The organism is Kribbella capetownensis (genome assembly GCF_004331485.1).
GTDB classification, from domain to species: domain Bacteria; phylum Actinomycetota; class Actinomycetes; order Propionibacteriales; family Kribbellaceae; genus Kribbella; species Kribbella capetownensis.
This window is the reverse complement of sequence record NZ_SJKD01000002.1, coordinates 406236-424404: the sequence shown is the minus strand read 5'-3', so window position 1 is coordinate 424404 and position 18169 is coordinate 406236. Positions and strand designations below refer to the sequence as shown.

Genomic DNA, 18169 nt, shown 5'->3' with positions numbered 1-18169 from the left:
GCTGGTTGCCTGCTGAGCCGATGTACTAGCTGTCCACGCGGAGGACGGTCGCGCCGGAGCCGTCGGCGCCGTCGGAGTAGTGGAGTTGTCCCAGGTACCGCGTGCCGGCGGTCAGGCCGGACCACTGGGCGGTGACAGTGGTCTCGCCTGCCACCTGGACTGGTTGCGACGACGGCGTGACGGTGAGGTTGTCCTCAGGGTTCTGCAGCTCCCAGTGGTCGAGCTTCACCTGCTGCTCATCGGCTCCGGCGAACAGATCGACGTACACATCGACCGCGCCGCCTGCGGGTGCCGGGAGGTTGACCTGCTCCTCGGCCGTGCCGCCGGTGCTGCTGCCGAGCAGGGTCTTCATCCCCGCCTGGTAGACGAAAACGTCGAGGTCGGTGCCGGCTGGATAGTCCGCATCGAATGTGGAGAACCGGGCGTACTTCACACCGGCCTGGATGTTCACGGTGAACTTGGCGACGTGGTCGTTGACCTGCGGGTTCGCGGTCGGGAACGACACCCCGCCGGGGTTCTTCAGGCCGGCTTGTGCGGTGGTCGCCGGCGTCAGACCGACCGACGTCGTGGTGAGCGTGCCCGTGTAGCCCGCAGTGATCGGCACGCTTGCGGAGCCGGTGGTGCCGGTGCCGGTGACCTGCGTCGGCGCTTTGACCATGAGTGGCTTCATCGCGAGCGTGCTGGTCACCGCGTGCTGGTTCGACTTCCAGGTCAGCTTGCCGAACGCGTACTGCTCGAGTGGCGCGCCCGTGTTCTCGAAGGTGACCTTGTACGTCGCCGTGTGGCCGGGCAGCGTGATCAGGAGGCGCGGTGTCACGGTCACCTTGACCCCCTTGAGGCCCTCCACCTTCGGGAAGTACACCTCTGGCAGTTGACCGACGTTCTTCACCGTACGAGTGACGGTCTGCTTGCCGGCCAGGTCGCCGACCGCGATCGTCGGGTAGTTCAGGTCGCTCGGGTCGATCTTGCCGCCCGCACACAACTCGTGCGTCGCCGGCACCTGGCCGGAGCCGCAGACGAACTTGGCCCAGTCGGCGTACGACGAGTCGTAGACCAGACCGGGGTCCATCGCCTTCTTCGGCTGCACGAGGCCGGCGCCGTACCCGAACGGGTTGGCCTCTGAGCCGGAGTCGTTCCGGATCGGTTTGCCGCTGGTGTCCTGGTCGGTGCCGGTGGTCAGCAGCGCCGACTTGATCGCCATCGGGGACCAGTCCGGGTGCCTGCCCTTCAGCACCGCTGCGGCGCCGGCGATGTGTGGCGACGCCATCGACGTACCGCTCATGAATGCGTACTCGCCACCGGCCGCGCTGAACGCGGTCGTCGCGGCGAGCACGTTCGTGCCGGGCGCCATGATGTCCGGCTTGAGCAGGTCGCCGTTGCCGGCCGCGGACGGGCCGCGGCTGGACGAGGTCGCGACCTTCGGTGCTGTCACGCGGACCGGCTTACCGGGGCCGATGGTGGCGGTCGGGTTCGCCGTACCGCCGACGTACGCCTTGACCGCGGGCGCGACCTTGTCGTCGAGGTGCACGGTCGGGACTGTGTGCAGGTCGGCGTCCAGCGTGCCCGGGGTGATGTTGAGCAGAATCATGCCGACGCCGCCGGCCTTCTTCACCTGCGCACTCTTGTCGACCCGGTCGTTCACGCCGCGGTCGCAGACCACGATCTTGCCCTTGACCTTCGCCGGGTCGAGCGTGCCGGCTTGGCACAGGTCGGTCTCGTCCGCGCCGGCGTTCTTGGCCAGGATCACGGGGGCGGACGGCGTACCGGCGCCGATGCCCGCGCCGGTGTAGGACTTGCCGTCGCCGAGTTCGACGGTGGTCTGGATGTCGCGGTCATGGGTGCCGTTGGCAACCGTCGTCACCCAGGGGTAGGTCTTGCCGACAGTGGACTCGCCCGGTCCGGTGTTGCCTGCGCTCGTCGCCACGAACACGCCCGCCTTCGCGGCCCGCAGGAAGGCCAGGCCGGTGGCATTCACGTACGTCGAGCCAGAGCCGGAGACCGAGTAGTTGATCACGTCCACACCGTCCGCGACCGCTGCATCGATACCGGCCACGATGTCCGCGTCGGTGCCGCTGCCGCCACCGCTCTGGTCGACTGCCCAGAGCACCTTGTAGATCGCCAGCCGTGCGTGCGGGGCGATGCCGGAGCCCTTGCCGTAGTCCCGACCCATGACGCTCATCTCGACGCCGTGGTTGCCGCCCGCCGTACTGGCCGTGTGGGTGCCGTGACCGCCGTAGTCCCGCGGCGACTTGAACTCCTCCGCGATCGGTCGGCTGCCGATGCCCTTGTCGAAGTACCGGGCGCCGATCACCTTGTTGTTGCAGGTGACGGGCGCCTCCTCGCCGGCCTGGCAGGTGCCCTTCCACTTCTTCGCGACGATCGCATCCGACCGCTTGGTGGTCGTCATCGGCGCGAAGCCGGCCCGCTCGGGGACGAAGCCCGAGTCGATGACACCGATGATCACGCCGTCGCCGGCCTTGTCCACCCCACCGGCCTGCTGCCACGCGCTGTCCATGCCTAGGAAGCGCGGTGTGTCGACGGTGTCCTGCTTTTGGAGCTCGTTCGGCTCGACGCTCTTCACTCCGGACGACTTGGCCAGCTTGACGGCTTCGTCGTACGACATCTGCGCGGAGAAACCTGAGTACGTGTAGCTGTAGTCGTAGAGCTTCGTTGCCCCGGGCACTGCCTTCAGGACTTGCTCGCGCTCCTCGGCCAGGTGCTTGACGTACCCGACGACCTGGCCGGCCGTCTTCACCAACTTCGCGCCCGGCAGCACACGTGTGGCAGGCAGTCCGGCGATGTCACCGCCGTACTCCGCCACCGGTGCGTCATCGAGCTGGACGATGTAAGACCCGGTGTCAGACCGCTTCACCAGCGGATCAGCCGCCACTGCTGTCTCACCGCTCTGCAACGCGTTGGCCGCACGAGCGATAAGCGGAACCCCCGCCAACGAGGCAACAACCGCAGTAACCACAACAACCGGCATACGACGAAACACAAAACTCCTCAGACAGCGACGGAGCGCCCGAGTATGCCGCCCAGTAGTCGCTATGTCACGCTCGGGCAGGATATGGGTTGGCGGAGGAGGGTTATGGCGGACTTGGTGGAGTGCGTTGCGGTGGGGGCTTCGGCGGAGCGGGTTTATGGGCTGGTCAGTGATTTGCCTCGGATGGGTGAGTGGAGTCCGGAGTGCACGCGGGTCAGTTGGACGTCGGGTACGGCGGGGCCGGTGGTGGGTGCGCGGTTTGTTGGGCACAACCGGGTGGGCGCGCTGCGGTGGTTCACGCAGGGGCGGGTGGTGGAGGCTGAGCCGGGGCGGCGGTTCGCGTTCTGGATCCACTTCGGGCCGGTGCCGATCTCGCTGTGGAGCTACGAGTTCGCGCCGACCGTCGACGGGTGTGAGGTGAGGGAGTCGTGGACGGATCGTCGGCCGGTGGTGCTGCGGACGGTGTTTCAGCGCGTGTTCGGGGATCGGACGCGGCTCAATCGGCGCGGGATCCGGGTGACGCTGGAGCGGCTGAAGACCGCGGCCGAGGCAGACTGACGTCGTCGCCCAGGCTGGCCCAGGTTGTCGCCGGGGTGGCTGGGTTTGGAGCTGGCGGTGGCTTGTTGGTAATCTGGCTCTTCGCGCACCCACGGGTGGTGTACAGCCGTGCGCGCGACACCTTCCTGTTAATGACCGCATACTCCTGATCGAGGCTCTGCTCACGTGGCGAACATCAAGTCCCAGATCAAGCGCAACCGCCAGAACGAGGCTGCGCGACTTCGCAACAAGTCGGTGAAGTCGACCCTCAAGACGGCTGTTCGCCGCTTCAACGAGGCTGCCGAGGGCGGCGACGCCGCGAAGGCGCAGGAGCAGGCCCGCACGGCCGGCCGCCTGCTCGACAAGGCCGTCAGCAAGGGCGTCATCCACGCCAACCAGGCCGCGAACCGCAAGTCGGCCATCTTCAAGAAGGCCGCCTCTCTCTGAGGCAGCCCGCCAACGATCGGCCCGTCCTAGACCGGCCGATCGTTTTTGCGTGCCCGGGATCCAATAGGATCGCCCGGGATCCCCTAGGCTCGCCCGGGATTCGTCGGCTTGCGGCTCGACCGTCCTTGGGGGCCGAACGTCGCGGTCGACTGGCTGGGGTTAGCGGCGGCCGTGGGAGCGGCTTACGGTGATGACCATTCGCTCGAGGGCGTAGCCGGCGTCGCCTGAGGCGCCCTTCACGTCGGCGTCGGCCTGGGCCACCGCCTTGATCGCGGTCGCCAGCCCGCCCGGGGTCCACCCGCGAACCTGCTGCTTCAGCTGCTTCAGCTTCCACGGCGGTACGCCGACCTCCCGGGCCAGATCCGCCTCGCGAAGCCCGCCCGGCGCACTCGAGAACTTCGCCAGCCCGCGCAGACCGCCCGCCATCGCGCTCGTCACCAGCACAGGCGCGACGCCACAGTCCAGCGCCCACCGCAACTGCTCCAGCGCCGGCTCGGTCCGGCCCGCGATGGCCGCATCCGCAACCGCGAAACTCGTCACCTCCGCGCGACCACCGAAGTACTGCCCGATCAGCTCGGCCGTGACCGCCTGCCCGCCCGAGTCGGACACCAACTGGGAACATGCCCCAGCCAGCGCGCGCAGATCATGACCGACCGCGTCGACCAGGGCCGACGACGCCCGCTCGTCCACACTGCCGCCGAGCAGCCGGATCTCCCCCGCCACGAACTGCGGCAACTCCCACGCCTTCGGAGCCGTCGCCACGACCTCATTGACCGATGCCTTGCGCAACTTGTCGAGGACGCCTTTGCCCTTCTGGCCGCCTGAGTGCACCAGCACGACCAGTACGTCGTCCGACGGACTGCCGGCGTACTCGAGCAGGTGCGGGACCATGTCGGACGGCAGGTTCTCCAACGCTCGCATGACCAGGACGCGCTCACTCGCGAACAGCGAGGGCCCAGTCAGCTCCGCGAACACCCCCACGTCCAGCCCGGTCGCATCGACGTCCGTCACCTCGACGTCGGCACCACCTCTGGACGCCGCTTCCTTGGACACCGCGGCGATCGCCGACTTGACGGCCCGGTCCGCGAGGAACGCCTCGGCACCGGTCACCAGCAGTACGTCGCCCAGCTTGGGCGCGGAACCCCTACGAGCAGCCACCCGGCCAGCATCCCATGTCCCGTCGACAGAAACTCGCTGGAGGTCGCTTGCACCGACCGGCAAGGATGGCCGCATGACCGACCCCGTTGCTCCTGTCGACGCCCTGATCCTGGTGGACCTGCAATCGGCTTTCGTCTCCGGCGAGAACGCCGTACCCGGAGCCGATCGTCTGCTCGACCGGACGACCGAGTTGCTCGACCGTGCGCGGGAGGCTGGGGCGGTCGTTGTGCATCTGCAGAACGACGGCGTGCCAGGTGCGGCCGACGAGCCGGGTACGCGAGGTTGGGAGTTGTACCTGCCGGTGAAGGCGGGGCCCCGTGAGCAGGTGATTCGTAAGCCTCGCGACGACGGCTTCGACGCGACACCGCTCGGCCAGCTGCTGGTTGCCGCCGGCGTGAGGTCGCTCGCGATCTGCGGCGTGATGTCCGAGATGTGTGTGCAGGCCACCGCGCGAACTGCCCTGGCCCGCGGCTACCGCGTCGTCCTCCCGTACGACGCGCACGGCACCTACGACATCCCCGCTGTCAGCGGCATCAGCGATGAAGTCCCAGCCGATGTGGTCTCCCGAGTAGCCGCCTGGTCCCTCGGCGACGAACCCGAGAGCACAGTCCCGGCCGCAGGCGTCACCTTCGCCTGACCCTGCGGGCTCCCGCCTCCTGACATCTGGCGGCTGGCGCCTGGCTTGTGGCTGGTGCTCATGGGTCGTGGGCGGTGGTGAGGGTCAGGTGGTTGGCGGGGTTGGTGACGGTCAGGGGGCCGTTGGTGCTGGTGGTGGCGGTTCGGGTGGACTGGTGGGCCAGGAGCGTCAGGGTCCTGGGTGCTGGATGGCCGTAGTCGTTGTCGCGACCGACCGAGATCAACGCGAGGCGGGCGCCGGTGGCGGCGATGAAGGCCGGGTCCTGCTGAGCCGACCCGTGGTGCGGGACCTTGAGGACGTCGGCTCGCAGGTCGGCGCCAGAGGCAAGGATGGCTCGCTGAGATTCGGGTTCCAGGTCGCCGGTGAGAAGGATCCGGAGACCGGACGCCTCGACCATCATCGCGATGCTGGCGTTGTTCTCCGGTGAACCCTCGTCGCTGGAGGTCGCAGACGACGTACCGGGTGGTGGAAGCGCCGGCACGCGAGCTGGCCAGAGCGTGGTCCAACTGAGTGCGCCGACGACGCGCTTCTCGTGGTACGTGACTGTCCGCAGGCTGATGCCGTGCTGTGCCGCGAGGTCGACGACACGCTCGTACTCCGCGCGCGGCGAGAAGTACGGCGTCACCTCGATCTCACCCACGCGCCGATCCTTCAGTACGCCGGCCAGTCCACCGGCGTGATCCGCGTGGAAGTGCGTGAGCACGAGCACCGGGATGTACTCGACTCCGAGATCCCGCAGGCACCGATCCATCGCGGCCGGATCCGGGCCGGTGTCGACCACCACCGCCGCCTTCTCACCTGCTCGCAACGCCAAGCCGTCGCCTTGCCCGACATCGCACATCACCAGTAGCCAGTCGCCTGGTGGCCAGCCGATCGAGCCGACCGGACGCAGCACGACGACTGCCAGCAGGACGACCGCGAGGATCGCTGCGATCGGGCGAGCGAGGATGCGGTGCAGGCCGATCACGATGGCCAGGCAGAGGATCGTCAGTACCGCGACTCCGATCACCGTGGCTGGCCAGGGGTTGGATGCGCCCGGGAGGTCTGCGCCTTCTCGAGCTATCAGGATGATCCAGCGGGCCGGCCAGCCGGCGGCCCAGCCGACGAGCTGAGCTACCTCTGTGCTCACGAGTGCGACGCCGGCGGCTGCGAAGCCCAGGATGGTTGCCGGGCCGACTGCGGGACCGGCGAGCAGGTTCGCGGCGACCGCGACGAGTGAGACCTGGCCGGAGAGCCAGGCGACGATCGGCGTACACGCGAGTTGGGCGGCGAGCGGACATGAGATCGCCTCGGCGAGCCAGGTCGGAAGCCATTGGGAAAGCGCGTCGCGCCAGCTTGGACCCAGCAGCACGATGCCCGCGGTCGCGAGCACGGACAGCGCGAACCCGGCTGATCGCGCGAGCGAGGTGTCGAAGAGCAGGAGCACGATGACCGCTGCCGACAGGCTGCGGGCCGCGCGACGTTGGCCGCCTCCGCTGGTCATCGCGGCCAGCGCGATCAGGCCCATCGCGGCCGCTCGCAACACGCTCGGCTGAGGGCGCGCCAGAATGATGAACACGACGACCGTGATCAGGCCGACCGCAGTCAGCCCTCGCGCCCGTACGCCGATCAGCCGACTGAACGGCAGGATGAACGCCAGCAGCAAGGTCAGGTTGGTGCCCGAGACTGCGGACAGATGGGTCAGCCCGGTCGTGCGGAAGTCGTCGGCGAGTTCGTCGGAGAGGCCGGACTCGTCGCCCATCACCAGCGCCGGGACCAGACCCTTCACGTCGTCCGGCTCTCCCGCCACGGCTCCCCGCAGGCCGGCCCGCACCCGCTCGGCCGCGCGCAGCCACCAGGCCGGCTCGTCCACCATCCGCGGCTCCCCGCGAACCGACAGCATGGCTGCCACGTCACCGCCACGCTCAGCCGCCTCCAACCGTCCCCTTCCATCCACCCGCTCCCCGAACCGCACTCCTCTCCACGCCTCATCCCCCACCACCAACACCCGAGTCCGCATCCGAGTCCTCACTTCCCCAGCGGCCTGCGAGCTCGGGGTCCCGGTCGACGACGTCGTACTCCGAGTTCGAACCTCCTCGATGGTTGCCTTCACCACGACGTACGGCGGGCGCCGGCCCGGACTCCGGCGTACGGCGGGGTCTGCGTCGATCCTCAACGTGACGCCAACCGTTGCGCCCTCCGCTGCCAACCCCGGCACCGGGCCGGCCCGCAATCCCTTCACCTGCAGGGCGGCCCCCAGCCCCATGCCTGCGACCACCACAAGCACTCCCACGACTGCCCAGACCGCACGTCTCCCGCGGGACCTGGTCGCCTGCAGCCGGCGTCGCAGGAACACGGCGGCCACACAAGCGGGCGCAAGTGACACGGCTGCCGTCACTACACCTGCGAGTGGTCGCTCGCCGACCAGGACGACGGCTGCCACCCAGCCCGCGGCCGCCGGCGCCAACAGCCGCAGATCAAGCGCCTCCCCCGGCTGCTCGAGGACCTCCTCAGATGCGGACATGGGACTTCAGGGAGTCGAACTTCTTGGGACCTACACCGGGGACTTCTTGGAGTTGGTCGATGGTGGCGAACGGGCCGTTCTGGGTGCGGTAGTCGAGGATGCGTTGGGCCAGGACTGGGCCAACGCCGGGGAGGGTGTCCAGTTGGGTGAGGTCGGCGGTGTTGAGGTTGACGGGGGCGTTGGAGGCGGTGGACGGAGCTGTTGGGGTGGCGCCCGGCGCGGTGGTGGCGCCGGGTGGGATGGGGATGCCGACGAGGATTTGTTCGCCGTCGGTGACTGGGCGGGCGAGGTTGAGGGTGGTGAGGTCTACGCCGGGGAGTGGGCCGCCGGCGAGCGTGAGTACGTCGGCTACTCGGGAGCCGCTGGGGGCTCGGACGAGGCCAGGGCGGCGGACCTTGCCGGCAACGTCCACGACGACCACGCCGGTAGGCGACTGTCCGGTGCCCGAACCCTGCGTAGCGCCGGCTGAGGGTTGGCCCGCACCGGCAGACGGCTGCGCGGCACCGGGTGAAACCGCGGCTCCGGGGGTCCCGCCTGGCTGACCGGGTGAGGAACCAGCGCCGGCGACGGGTGAGCCTGACGTGACGGTCGTGGGTGGGCGGGCGTCGGGGAGGGTTTCGGGGCGGACGCGGAAGACTTGCCAGGCGGCCCAGGACAGGCCGATGGCCAGTACGGCGGCCAGGACCACGACGTGCCGTGGGGACAGAGTCCAGCGGGCGTCTCGTAGTCGTTCGGGCCGGATCGAATCGGGGATCCATCCACCGCGCACGTCCTCATCACGCTCCTCCAGGTGTTCGCCGGGTGCGTGCTCGCGTGCGTTGGCGGCGAGCCGCGCCAGCGCACGCTCACGGGCGCCCGGGTCGGGCGCCGGAGCACGACGTGTGACTTTCACGCCAGAGAAAGTACGAGTCCGAGACCCGCCAGAAACCGCGAATTCAAACCTGTGGAGAACTCACAGAAGATCAGCGCGGGGCTACTACTACGGCTAGGAGGCCGGGGCCTACGTGGGCGCCTATGACGGCTCCTACTTCGCGGAGGACTATTTCTTCGGCGGCGGGGAGGCGGTCGGAGAGGCCGTCGGCGAGGGTTTGGGCTTTCTCGAGGTTGGCTAGGTGGTGGACGGCGATCTGGACCGGGGTCTCGCCGGCGCGTTGGACGGCGATGTCGGCGAGGCGGGCGATGGCGCGGCTGGAGGTGCGGACCTTCTCGAGCGGGACGATCCGGCCGCCGCTGATCGTCAGCAGTGGTTTGACGGCGAGCGCCGTACCGAGGAGGGCTTGAGCCGCGCCGATGCGTCCGCCGCGGCGGAGGTATTCGAGGGTGTCGACGTAGAAGTACGCCGAGATCGACGCCATCCGGGCGCGAGCCGCGGCCTCGACGCCGGCCTGATCCTCCCCCGCGGCGGCTGCGGCGGCCGCGGCCAGGACGGGGAACCCGAGCCCCATGCCGAGCGAGCGGGAGTCGATCACGCGGACCGGGATCGGCGACTCCTTGGCGCCGATCATGGCGGCCTCGACGGTGCCGGACATGTCCCCGGAGAGGTGGATCGACACCACCGATTCCGCTCCGTCCTTCGCACAAGCGGCGTACGTGTCCGCGAAGGTCTGCGGCGCTGGACGGCTCGTCGACACGGGGGTGAAGGTCTTGAGCGCCTCGGCGACCGCGTCGGTGGAGGTGGCGCCGTCGTCGTACGACGTCCCGCCGATGACGACCTGGAGTGGTACGACGGTCAGCGGGTGGCGGAGCACCTCGTGCGTGGCCAGCCCAGCCGTGGAGTCGGTGACGACGTGCACGCGGGCTGACATGAAGCGAGGTTACCGGACAGTTAAGTCGGCGCGCAGTGCCAGACTGCGGAGATGAAGGAGACAGCGGCAGAAGTCACCGAGCTGCAGCAACTCCTCGACGCGGCGTACCAGCGCTCGACGGAGCATCTGCAGAACATCATCACGGACTCGCGCCGGCTGGACGCCGGCGAGCTGGTGCGGGTTCTGACCGGCATGTGCACGCTGAACCTGGCCACCGTCACCGCCAGGGGTGAGCCACGGATCAGTGCGGTCGACGGACACTTCCTGCACGCGCGGTGGGTGTTCACGACCTCCGGGTCAGCGGCCAAGGCGCGCCACCTGAAGGTCCGGCCCTCAGCCAGCGTCTCGTACGTCGACGGCGAGCGGATCGGCGTCTTCAGCCACGGCCAGGTGGAGACGTTGACCCCGGACCACCCGGACTTCGCGGAGATCGAGGCGCACCTCACCAAGCACTACGGCAGCTCACCGTCGAGCTGGGGCGATGACATCGTCTACTACCGCCTCCAGCCGACCTGGATGGTCGGCTACGCCTTCGACAAGAAGGCGGTCCTCGATCAAGCGGACACTCCAGAGCGCTGAGACAAGCGACGAGGTGGAGGCCAACCCCTCCGGTGGCCTCCACCTCGTTGTGCCGGCGCCCCCCACTGGACCGGCCCTCACCTCGTCACGCTGACTCCCCTCGTTGCCAGCGTTCCAACTTCTTCTGCTGACTCCCCCTTGTTGTCAGCTCAGCTCAGAAACCTCGGCGAGCTACTCCCCGTGCCGGTTCCGCGAAGTACCGGTCTGACCGCGAGCCCGTCGAGGTCCCGGGAGGTCCCAGCAGCCGACCCACCGCGACAGGTGACCAAACCCGCCGCTTCCCCGTGTCAGCCGGACCGGCACTCGTCCCCTGTGTCGTGTGCCCGGCCCAATACTGGGACCTCGCCCCGGGTCCGGTGCCCTGACGGCGCACGGCACCCGGTTCAGGCAGGACAGCTCCGCACTGTGCAGCACTCCGGAGCTCTCGGCAGCCGATCGGCGCCCCCACCACTCGGCCACCGGATACCCTCCGCGTTGCCTCCCCCGAACTCGACCGCAGTGCTGCGGTGAACCAAGGCCTCGTCATGGCTCACCACCCCTTCCCTGCCGCCGCTGCCGGTGTCGGACTCTGCTTCGTGGAACCTGTCCTACGGCTGTAATTCTTCGTCCGGCAGCCATGTCAGGACGAGGCAGAAGAACCGGCAGTTGTCCGGCAGCTTCAGCGGATCGGCGTCACGAAAGCGCAGCGAGTACGTCGTTCGCCAGCCGCAGCACCGCTGCAGCGGGGTCGGGCTCCGGCCAGCCGGGAGCCACCGACGCACTCTCGCAGGACTCCTGGAGCACCGCCCACGCGGTCGGCAGCATCGGCGGGTCCATGGACCGCTGCCAGGCCAGCAGCTGGCCACACAGGGCGTCGCCGTCCTCGGACTTCCCGAGGGCGTGCAGGACGGCCGCGGCCTCCGGCAGGACCTCGAGCAGGTAGACGACCCGGCCCTCGACCAGCAGCCTATTGACCGCGTCGCGGATACAGATCCGAGCCTGCTCCGCGTCACCGGCGTCTCGGGCCATGCGGCTGCGGTAGCGCATGACCTGGTAGTCGAAGTACCCACGGTGCCCGCGGATGTCGGCGTCCGCCTCGTCGAGCAGCGCCCGGGCCTCGTCGTACTGGCCGTCGTGGTACTCGACCATGGCCAGGCAGCCGGCCACCTTGGTGCGCTCCGGGTCGTCGGAGGCCTGGCTGCCGCGGGCGAGCAGCGCCCAGCGGCGCGCGTCGGCCAGGTTGCCGAGCTCCAGCTCGACCCGGCTGAGCGCCATGTAGGCGATCTCGTCCGGGTACACACCCGGGTTGACCAGTGCGGCCTGCCAGGCGAGCAGCAGCTCCTTGGCCTCGGGCAGGCGACCCCAACGCAGCAGTGCGAGTCCACAGATGGCCTGCACGGTCGCGGACCGCTGCACGTCGCCGTGCTTGCGTGCGTCATCCACCAGCGCCGGGATCTCGGCCAGGCTCTGGGTGTCGAGCAGATGCGAACCCGACGACACCCACCCGCCGCGGGCGACCAGGCCCATCTCGGTCTCGCCGGGGATCAGTGTGCGGGCCTCGCCGTAGTGCCGGCGCGCACCGCGGACGTCGCCGGTCAGGCTGGACAGCCGTCCGGCGATCGCGCGCAGCATGCCGCTGACTTCCTTGTCCGCGACGTTGTCCGCGCACAAGGTCGCCCAGCGGATCCCGCTCTCGGCCACACTCGCCTGGTACTGCCACGCGATCCGGAAGCCGAGCACAATCCTCGCGGCGACATCCCACTGCCCGAGCTCGGCGGCGCGAGCCAGCGCCACCTCGAAGAGCGCCGAGTTCGCGTTCGCAGCCCGGTAGCGCTGTTCCCGATCGGGCGACGACCACGCGCCCTCGAGCCCGGAGACGTAGTTGGAGCACCACGCCACCGCGCGATCCCGGAACTCGATCAGATCGTCGCCCTGCGACGACAGACCGGCGTACGCGTGCTCGCGGATGGTCTCCAGCAGCTTGTACCGGGCGCCGTACAACTGCTCGAACTCATGCACCGGCTGCAGCAGCGACTTGTCCACCAGCTCGGCCAGCAGCATCGGTACGTCGGCCGCGTCGATTGGATCGCCCGTACACACGCCGGCCACAGCGTCCAGCGTGAACGGCGACCCGAGCACCGAGGTGCGGTACAGCAGCTGCCGCGCGGCGTCGGACAGCGCGTCCACACTCCACGCGATCGTATCGGCCAGTGTCCGCTGATGCGGCGCACCGAACCGCCTCGGTCCGGACAGCAGCCGGAACCGGTCGTCCAACGCGGCCAGAATCGTTTCCACCGACAGCGACCCGGCCCGCGCGGCCGCCAGCTCCAGCGCCAGCGGCAGCCCGTCCAGCCGGCGACACAGCCGCGCGACGATCGACGCGTTCTCCTCGCTCAGCACGAAGTCGGGACGGACCCGAGCCACCCGTCGGCAGAACATCTCCACCGCCGGACTGGCCGCGATGTCCTCGAAGTCTCGATCGTTCTCCGGTACGCCGAGCACCTGCACCCGGCGGACGACCTCGTCCGGCAGCCCGAGCGGGATCCGCGAAGTCACCAGTACGCCGATGCCCGGGAAGCTGCGGACCATCCGGTTCGCCACCGTCGCCACCCCGTCGAGCACATGCTCGGCGTTGTCCTCGACGATCACCAAGTCACCCGGCCGGCGGCCGGACAGTACGTCGTCCAGGTCCGACGTACCGGGAGCCGTGCCAAAGGCGTCCAGGATGGCCGACGGTACGGCGGCGTCCCGCTGGACGGTCGTGAGGTCGACGACCACCACCGTCGTGTCAGCACCGGAGAACTTGTCGGCGGCGGCGAGTGCGAGCTCGGTCTTCCCGACCCCACCAGGGCCGACGAGCGTGACGAGCCGGTTCTGCCGCAGCAGCCCTTCCAGCTCCAGCAGCTCCTGCTCACGGCCGACGAGGCCGTCCGGGATCGGCCGCGTCCCGCGCCAGCGCAGTCCGGTGGGTGCCGGGTCGGCGACCGAGATCACCGGTCGTACGGCGCCGTGCCCGGCCGCGGCGAGGAAGCGGTCCGCGTCGCCGGGTCCGAGCCCGAGACCCTCGGCGAGCAACCGGACGGAGTCCTTCCGGGGACGCGCCACCCGGCCGGCTTCCATCTCGCGGATGCTCCGCACGCTGAGCCCGGCCCGGTCGGCCAGCTCCTCCTGGGACAGGCCCGACTGGACTCTCAAGTCGAGCAGGAGATCGGCGAAGCCCCGCCGCCCCTCAGCCCGGCCATCCGTGTCCGACAAAGCCCGTCACCCCTCTAGAGCCTCACGTTCCTGTCACAACATAGCGTGACTGAGCGGTCGGTGCCGGGTGCGTCCAGTGAGCGGTGTCACACAGAACTGTTGACCAAGGCAACTAGTTTACTTCAGAACGCAATTACTGAACGCGCAGAAAAACATCCCACCCGGTGATTCAAGCACTTGCGCGAACCGAGGCGGATTCATTGTCGCCGGCGTAGAGGGAAAGGATTCCGGCCCAGTCGTCGAGCCGGGCCCGGGTGTCCGCGCGGCCGGAATCGGCATTCGTCAGGCTGCCGACACAAATGCCGCGGGTGGCGCGGATCAGGAGTTCGGTGCCGAGGCCATGCCAGTGGTCCCGCAGAGTCTCAAGGGCTGCCATGTGGGCAATTCAATCGGAGCCGTGTTTCGCGAACGTAACGCGATCGGCAACATCACGATAAGTCACCGAAATCCCTCCCGGCGAGTTACCTGGTAGTCCGTTAACAGGGCAGCCAGGAAAGCCGGACCTGCCGCCGGGGATTGTCGACATTGGTGTCGACCAGGCAGATCGACTGCCAGGTGCCGAGCATCATCCGCCCGTCCAGCACCGGGATCGTCGCGTACGGCGGAATCAGCGCGGGCACCACGTGGTCGCGCCCGTGCCCCGGCGTACCGTGCCGGTGCTGCCACCCGAAGTCGCGCGGCAGCACCTGCTCGAGCACCGCGAGCAGGTCGGTGTCGCTGCCGGCCCCGGTCTCGAGGATGGCGATCCCCGCCGTCGCGTGCGGGACGAAGATGTGCAGCAATCCGTCGCCTTGGGCCTGATGAGCCTCGGAGTCGACGAACTGCTCACACCTGCTCGTCAGGTCGAAGACGACTTCCGTACCGCCGGTCGTGACATCGATCAGCTCAGAACGCATCTGAGCAGCCTAGCCCGTGCCCACCTGGGCACGGGCCAGGCCGGAAGGATCAGGCCGGAACGACGTTGACCAGCTTCGGCGCGCGGACGATGACCTTGCGGACACCACGGCCGTCCAGCGCCTTCTGGATCGCATCGGAGGCCAGCGCCAGCTGCTCCAGATCGGCGTCGCCGATGTCGGGCGCGACCTCCAGCCGGTCCCGCACCTTGCCGGCGATCTGGACAACGCAGGTGACCGTGTCCTGGACCAGCAGGGCCGGGTCGACCTCCGGCCAGCCGGCCTTGGCGACGGTCGGCTCGTAGCCCAGCGTCTCCCACATGTCCTCGGCCGTGTACGGCGCGACCAGGCTCAGCAGCACCGCCACCGTCTCGACCGCCTCCCGCACCGCCGGATCTGCCGCACCCGGGCCGGCGTCGATCGCCTTCCGGGTCGCGTTCACCAGTTCCATGATCCGGGCAACCATCACGTTGAACCGCATCGAGTCGATCAGCTCGGCCGAGTCCGCGATCGTCCGGTGGGTGATCCGGCGCAGCTCGACGTCACCGGTCGAGGGATCCGAGCCCAGCGGCGCCTCGACCGATCCCGCCAGCCGCCAGGCCCGTTGCAGGAACTTCAGCGAGCCTCCCGGCGACATGTCGGCCCAGTCGATGTCGTCGGCCGGCGGACCGGCGAAGACCATGGTCAGCCGGACCGCGTCGACGCCGTACAGGTCGATCTGGTCGCCCAGGTTCACGCCATTGCCCAGCGACTTGCTCATCGACTTGCCCTGGTTGATCACCTGGCCCTGGTTCAGCAGCCGGGTGAACGGCTCGACCACGCTCAGCAGGCCCATGTCGTGCAGCGCCTTGACGAAGAACCGCGCGTACAGCAGATGCAGTACGGCGTGCTCCTTGCCGCCGACGTACTGGTAGACCGACATCCACCGCTCGGCGGCGGCCGGGTCGTACGGGCCGTCGGTGTACTCCGGCGACAGGTAGCGCAGGAAGTACCAGGACGAGTCGACGAAGGTGTCCATCGTGTCGGTGTCACGCTCGGCCTTGCCACCGCACTTCGGGCAGTCGACCTCGACCCACTCGCGGTCCGCGGCCAGCGGCGACACACCCTTCGGCGCCAGATCGGCACCGCGCAGGTCGGGCAGCTCCATCGGCAGCTGATCGTCCGGGACCGGCACCTCGCCACACGCCGGGCAGTGGATGATCGGGATCGGCGCGCCCCAGAACCGCTGCCGGCTCAGCAGCCAGTCGCGCAGCCGGTAGTTGATCGTCCGCTCGCCCAGCCCCTTGCTGTCCAGCCAGTCGATGATCCGGGCCTTGGCCTGGTCGACGCCCAGCCCGTCCAGGCTGATCTCGTCGTTCGCGCTGTTGATCGCCGGGCCCTCGCCGGTGTACGCCTTCCCCTCGAAGTCTGCCGACGGCTGCACGGTGCGCACGATCGGCAGGCCGAACTTCTCCGCGAACTCCCAGTCCCGGGTGTCCTGGCCGGGCACCGCCATGATCGCGCCGGTGCCGTAGTCGGCCAGCACGTAGTCGGCGGCCCAGATCTGGATCCGCTCCCCGGTCACCGGGTTGATCGCGTACGACCCCAGGAACACACCGGTCTTGTCCCGCTCGGTGCTCAGCCGCTCGATCTCGGTGGTCGACTTGACCGCGGTCAGGTACTCGTCGAAGGCGGCCTGCTGGTCAGGGGTGACCAGCTCGGCGGCCAGCTTCGCATCGGGCGCGACCACCATGAAGGTGGCACCGAACAGCGTGTCCGGCCTGGTCGTGAAGACCTTGATCGGCTCGTCGCGACCCTCGACCTGGAAGTTCGCGAACGCGCCCTCGGACCGGCCGATCCAGTTGCGCTGCATCAGCAGGATCTCCTCCGGCCACTGCAGCAGCTCCATGTCGTCCAGCAGTCGCTGGGCGTACTCCGTGGTCTTGAAGTACCACTGGGTCAGCTCGCGCTTGGTGACCTCGTGCCCGCACCGCTCACAGCGACCCTGGATCACCTGCTCGTTGGCCAGCACGGTCTGGTCGTACGGGCACCAGTTCACGAACGACGCCTTGCGGTACGCCAGCCCGCGCTCGTAGAACCGCAGGAACAGCCACTGCGTCCACTTGTAGTACTCCGGGTCGGACGTGTGCAGCCGGCGCGACCAGTCGAAGCTCATGCCGTAGCGCCGGATCGACTCGGCCTGCGTCTCGATGTTGGCGTAGGTGTACGTCGCCGGGTGCTCGTTGCGCTTGATCGCCGCGTTCTCGGCGGGCAGCCCGAAGGAGTCCCAGCCGATCGGGTTCAGTACGTCGTACCCCTTCTGGAACCAGTACCGCGACAGCAGGTCGTGCAGCGCGAAAACCTCGGCGTGGCCCATGTGCAGGTCGCCGGAAGGGTAGGAGAACATCGTGAGCGCGTAACGCCGCTCGGCCGAGCCGTCGTCACGTGCCTTGAACGGGTCCAGCTTCTCCCACACCGGCCGCCACTTGGCCTGCATGACATTGAAGTCGTACCCACCCCGGTCGATCGGGGTTTCAGCCTCCACCTGCTCGCTCACGGTCCTACTCCCGCACTCGTGTGTTGTTGAGCCCAAATCTGCCAGACGGCATTCCCAGAAATGAAAAAGCCCCTCACACAGGAGGGGACGCCGCACTGACCGGCGCTCATCGGCGCCTGGATGCCAGTACGGCTAACTAAGGAGCAGGCTCACTCGCATGCGACCAGTCTAGCGCGTCGAGCCGAGACCGGACACCAGGGCGTCAAGTGCGAACACGAAGCGTGCTTCCGCGTCCCGCGGTCCCTTCGCGGCCTCGGCCAGCAACGGGAAACCGGAGAGGTCGAGCGGCACCAACTGATCGACCGGATCGCCCTCCGATGCGGTGACGACTTGGCCGACGACGAAGCCGGTCACCGCGTAGATGACATCCAGTGCGTCAGCGGGTGCGAGACCGGCAGACCGCAGGCTCTCCAACGCGCTCTCCAGCGTCTGAAGGTTCTGTGCGGTGATGGCCGGCCGGGACGCGATCAGTGGGACCAGATTGGGGTGCGCGAGGAGGGCGGCCCGCAGATCCAGCGCATATCGACGGATCCCGTCCTGCCAGGGCGTCTCGAACACCGGAGGGGCGATCGCGGCGACGAGTTGCTCGACCAGGCCGTCCAGCAGTGCGTCCTTGTTCGGCACGTGGTGGTAGATCGTCATGGCCTCGACGTCCAACTCGGCACCGAGCCGGCGCATCGAGAGCGCCTTCAGCCCTTCGCGATCGGCCAGTGCGAGAGCGGCCCGCAGTACTGCCTCACGGGTCAGCCCCACGCTGTGGCCACGGGTACGGCGTGCAGTCATCGGGTCCCTGAATCTCGTTTGATCATTCTTACGGCGTAAGTATACCCTGAAACATACACCATAAGAATCAG

General features: G+C 68.6%; 14 protein-coding genes. 4 read left to right on the top strand and 10 right to left on the bottom strand.

From position 1 onward, the window contains the following. Positions 1–25: 25 nt before the first annotated feature. Positions 26–2890: a S8 family peptidase gene (locus E0H75_RS12315; RefSeq protein ID WP_238162979.1), complete on the bottom strand. Its 2865-nt coding sequence runs from the start codon at positions 2888–2890 to the stop codon at positions 26–28. A gap of 141 nt (positions 2891–3031) precedes the next feature. On the opposite strand from E0H75_RS12315, the gene E0H75_RS12310 reads away from it, so the two are divergent. Continuing rightward, complete coding sequence (locus E0H75_RS12310; RefSeq protein ID WP_131513628.1) at positions 3032–3544, top strand: SRPBCC family protein; 513 nt, start codon at positions 3032–3034, stop codon at positions 3542–3544. 165 nt (positions 3545–3709) lie between these two features. After that, a complete protein-coding gene (gene rpsT, locus E0H75_RS12305) occupies positions 3710–3970 on the top strand; it encodes a 30S ribosomal protein S20 (RefSeq protein ID WP_131513627.1) in 261 nt (86 codons plus the stop codon). Between the two features lie 159 nt (positions 3971–4129). On the opposite strand, the gene holA is transcribed toward rpsT, so the two are convergent. Next, positions 4130–5128: a DNA polymerase III subunit delta gene (gene holA, locus E0H75_RS12300; protein WP_131513626.1), complete on the bottom strand. Its 999-nt coding sequence runs from the start codon at positions 5126–5128 to the stop codon at positions 4130–4132. 73 nt (positions 5129–5201) lie between these two features. Between holA and E0H75_RS12295 the strand changes: the two genes are divergently transcribed. Beyond that, entirely contained in the window at positions 5202–5765 is a 564-nt protein-coding gene (locus E0H75_RS12295) for an isochorismatase family protein (protein ID WP_131513625.1), read from the top strand. A gap of 58 nt (positions 5766–5823) precedes the next feature. Here E0H75_RS12295 and E0H75_RS12290 read toward each other — a convergent pair whose 3' ends face one another. The 3 genes from E0H75_RS12290 to E0H75_RS12280 form a co-directional block, all read right to left on the bottom strand. Then, complete coding sequence (locus tag E0H75_RS12290) at positions 5824–8268, bottom strand: ComEC/Rec2 family competence protein (RefSeq protein WP_131513624.1); 2445 nt, start codon at positions 8266–8268, stop codon at positions 5824–5826. Then, complete coding sequence (locus E0H75_RS12285) at positions 8255–9160, bottom strand: ComEA family DNA-binding protein (RefSeq protein WP_238162978.1); 906 nt, start codon at positions 9158–9160, stop codon at positions 8255–8257. The genes E0H75_RS12290 and E0H75_RS12285 overlap by 14 nt, the downstream gene beginning before the upstream one ends. A gap of 70 nt (positions 9161–9230) precedes the next feature. Further along, complete coding sequence (locus E0H75_RS12280) at positions 9231–10073, bottom strand: DegV family protein (RefSeq protein ID WP_131513623.1); 843 nt, start codon at positions 10071–10073, stop codon at positions 9231–9233. 51 nt (positions 10074–10124) lie between these two features. Here E0H75_RS12280 and E0H75_RS12275 point away from each other — a divergent pair, with 51 nt between their 5' ends. Further along, positions 10125–10652 carry a pyridoxamine 5'-phosphate oxidase family protein gene (locus E0H75_RS12275; RefSeq protein ID WP_131513622.1) on the top strand — a complete coding sequence of 176 codons (528 nt, stop codon included), beginning with the start codon at positions 10125–10127 and terminating at the stop codon, positions 10650–10652. A 672-nt stretch (positions 10653–11324) separates the two neighbouring features. Here the strand turns inward: E0H75_RS12275 and E0H75_RS12270 are convergent. The 5 genes from E0H75_RS12270 to E0H75_RS12250 all read right to left on the bottom strand — a co-directional run bounded on the left by E0H75_RS12270 (position 11325) and on the right by E0H75_RS12250 (position 18098). Continuing rightward, complete coding sequence (locus E0H75_RS12270) at positions 11325–13886, bottom strand: ATP-binding protein (protein WP_131513621.1); 2562 nt, start codon at positions 13884–13886, stop codon at positions 11325–11327. Between the two features lie 169 nt (positions 13887–14055). Further along, positions 14056–14262, bottom strand: a complete 207-nt coding sequence (locus E0H75_RS12265; RefSeq protein ID WP_131513620.1) for a hypothetical protein — start codon at positions 14260–14262, stop codon at positions 14056–14058. Positions 14263–14362: 100 nt separating this feature from the next. Beyond that, positions 14363–14782, bottom strand: coding sequence for a secondary thiamine-phosphate synthase enzyme YjbQ (locus E0H75_RS12260; RefSeq protein ID WP_131513619.1), 420 nt, complete (start codon positions 14780–14782; stop codon positions 14363–14365). A 49-nt stretch (positions 14783–14831) separates the two neighbouring features. Beyond that, positions 14832–17255 (bottom strand): leucine--tRNA ligase, encoded by a 2424-nt coding sequence (leuS, locus tag E0H75_RS12255; protein ID WP_131514091.1) that lies wholly within the window; start codon positions 17253–17255, stop codon positions 14832–14834. A gap of 228 nt (positions 17256–17483) precedes the next feature. Further along, positions 17484–18098, bottom strand: coding sequence for a TetR/AcrR family transcriptional regulator C-terminal domain-containing protein (locus E0H75_RS12250; RefSeq protein ID WP_131513618.1), 615 nt, complete (start codon positions 18096–18098; stop codon positions 17484–17486). Positions 18099–18169 lie beyond the last annotated feature (71 nt).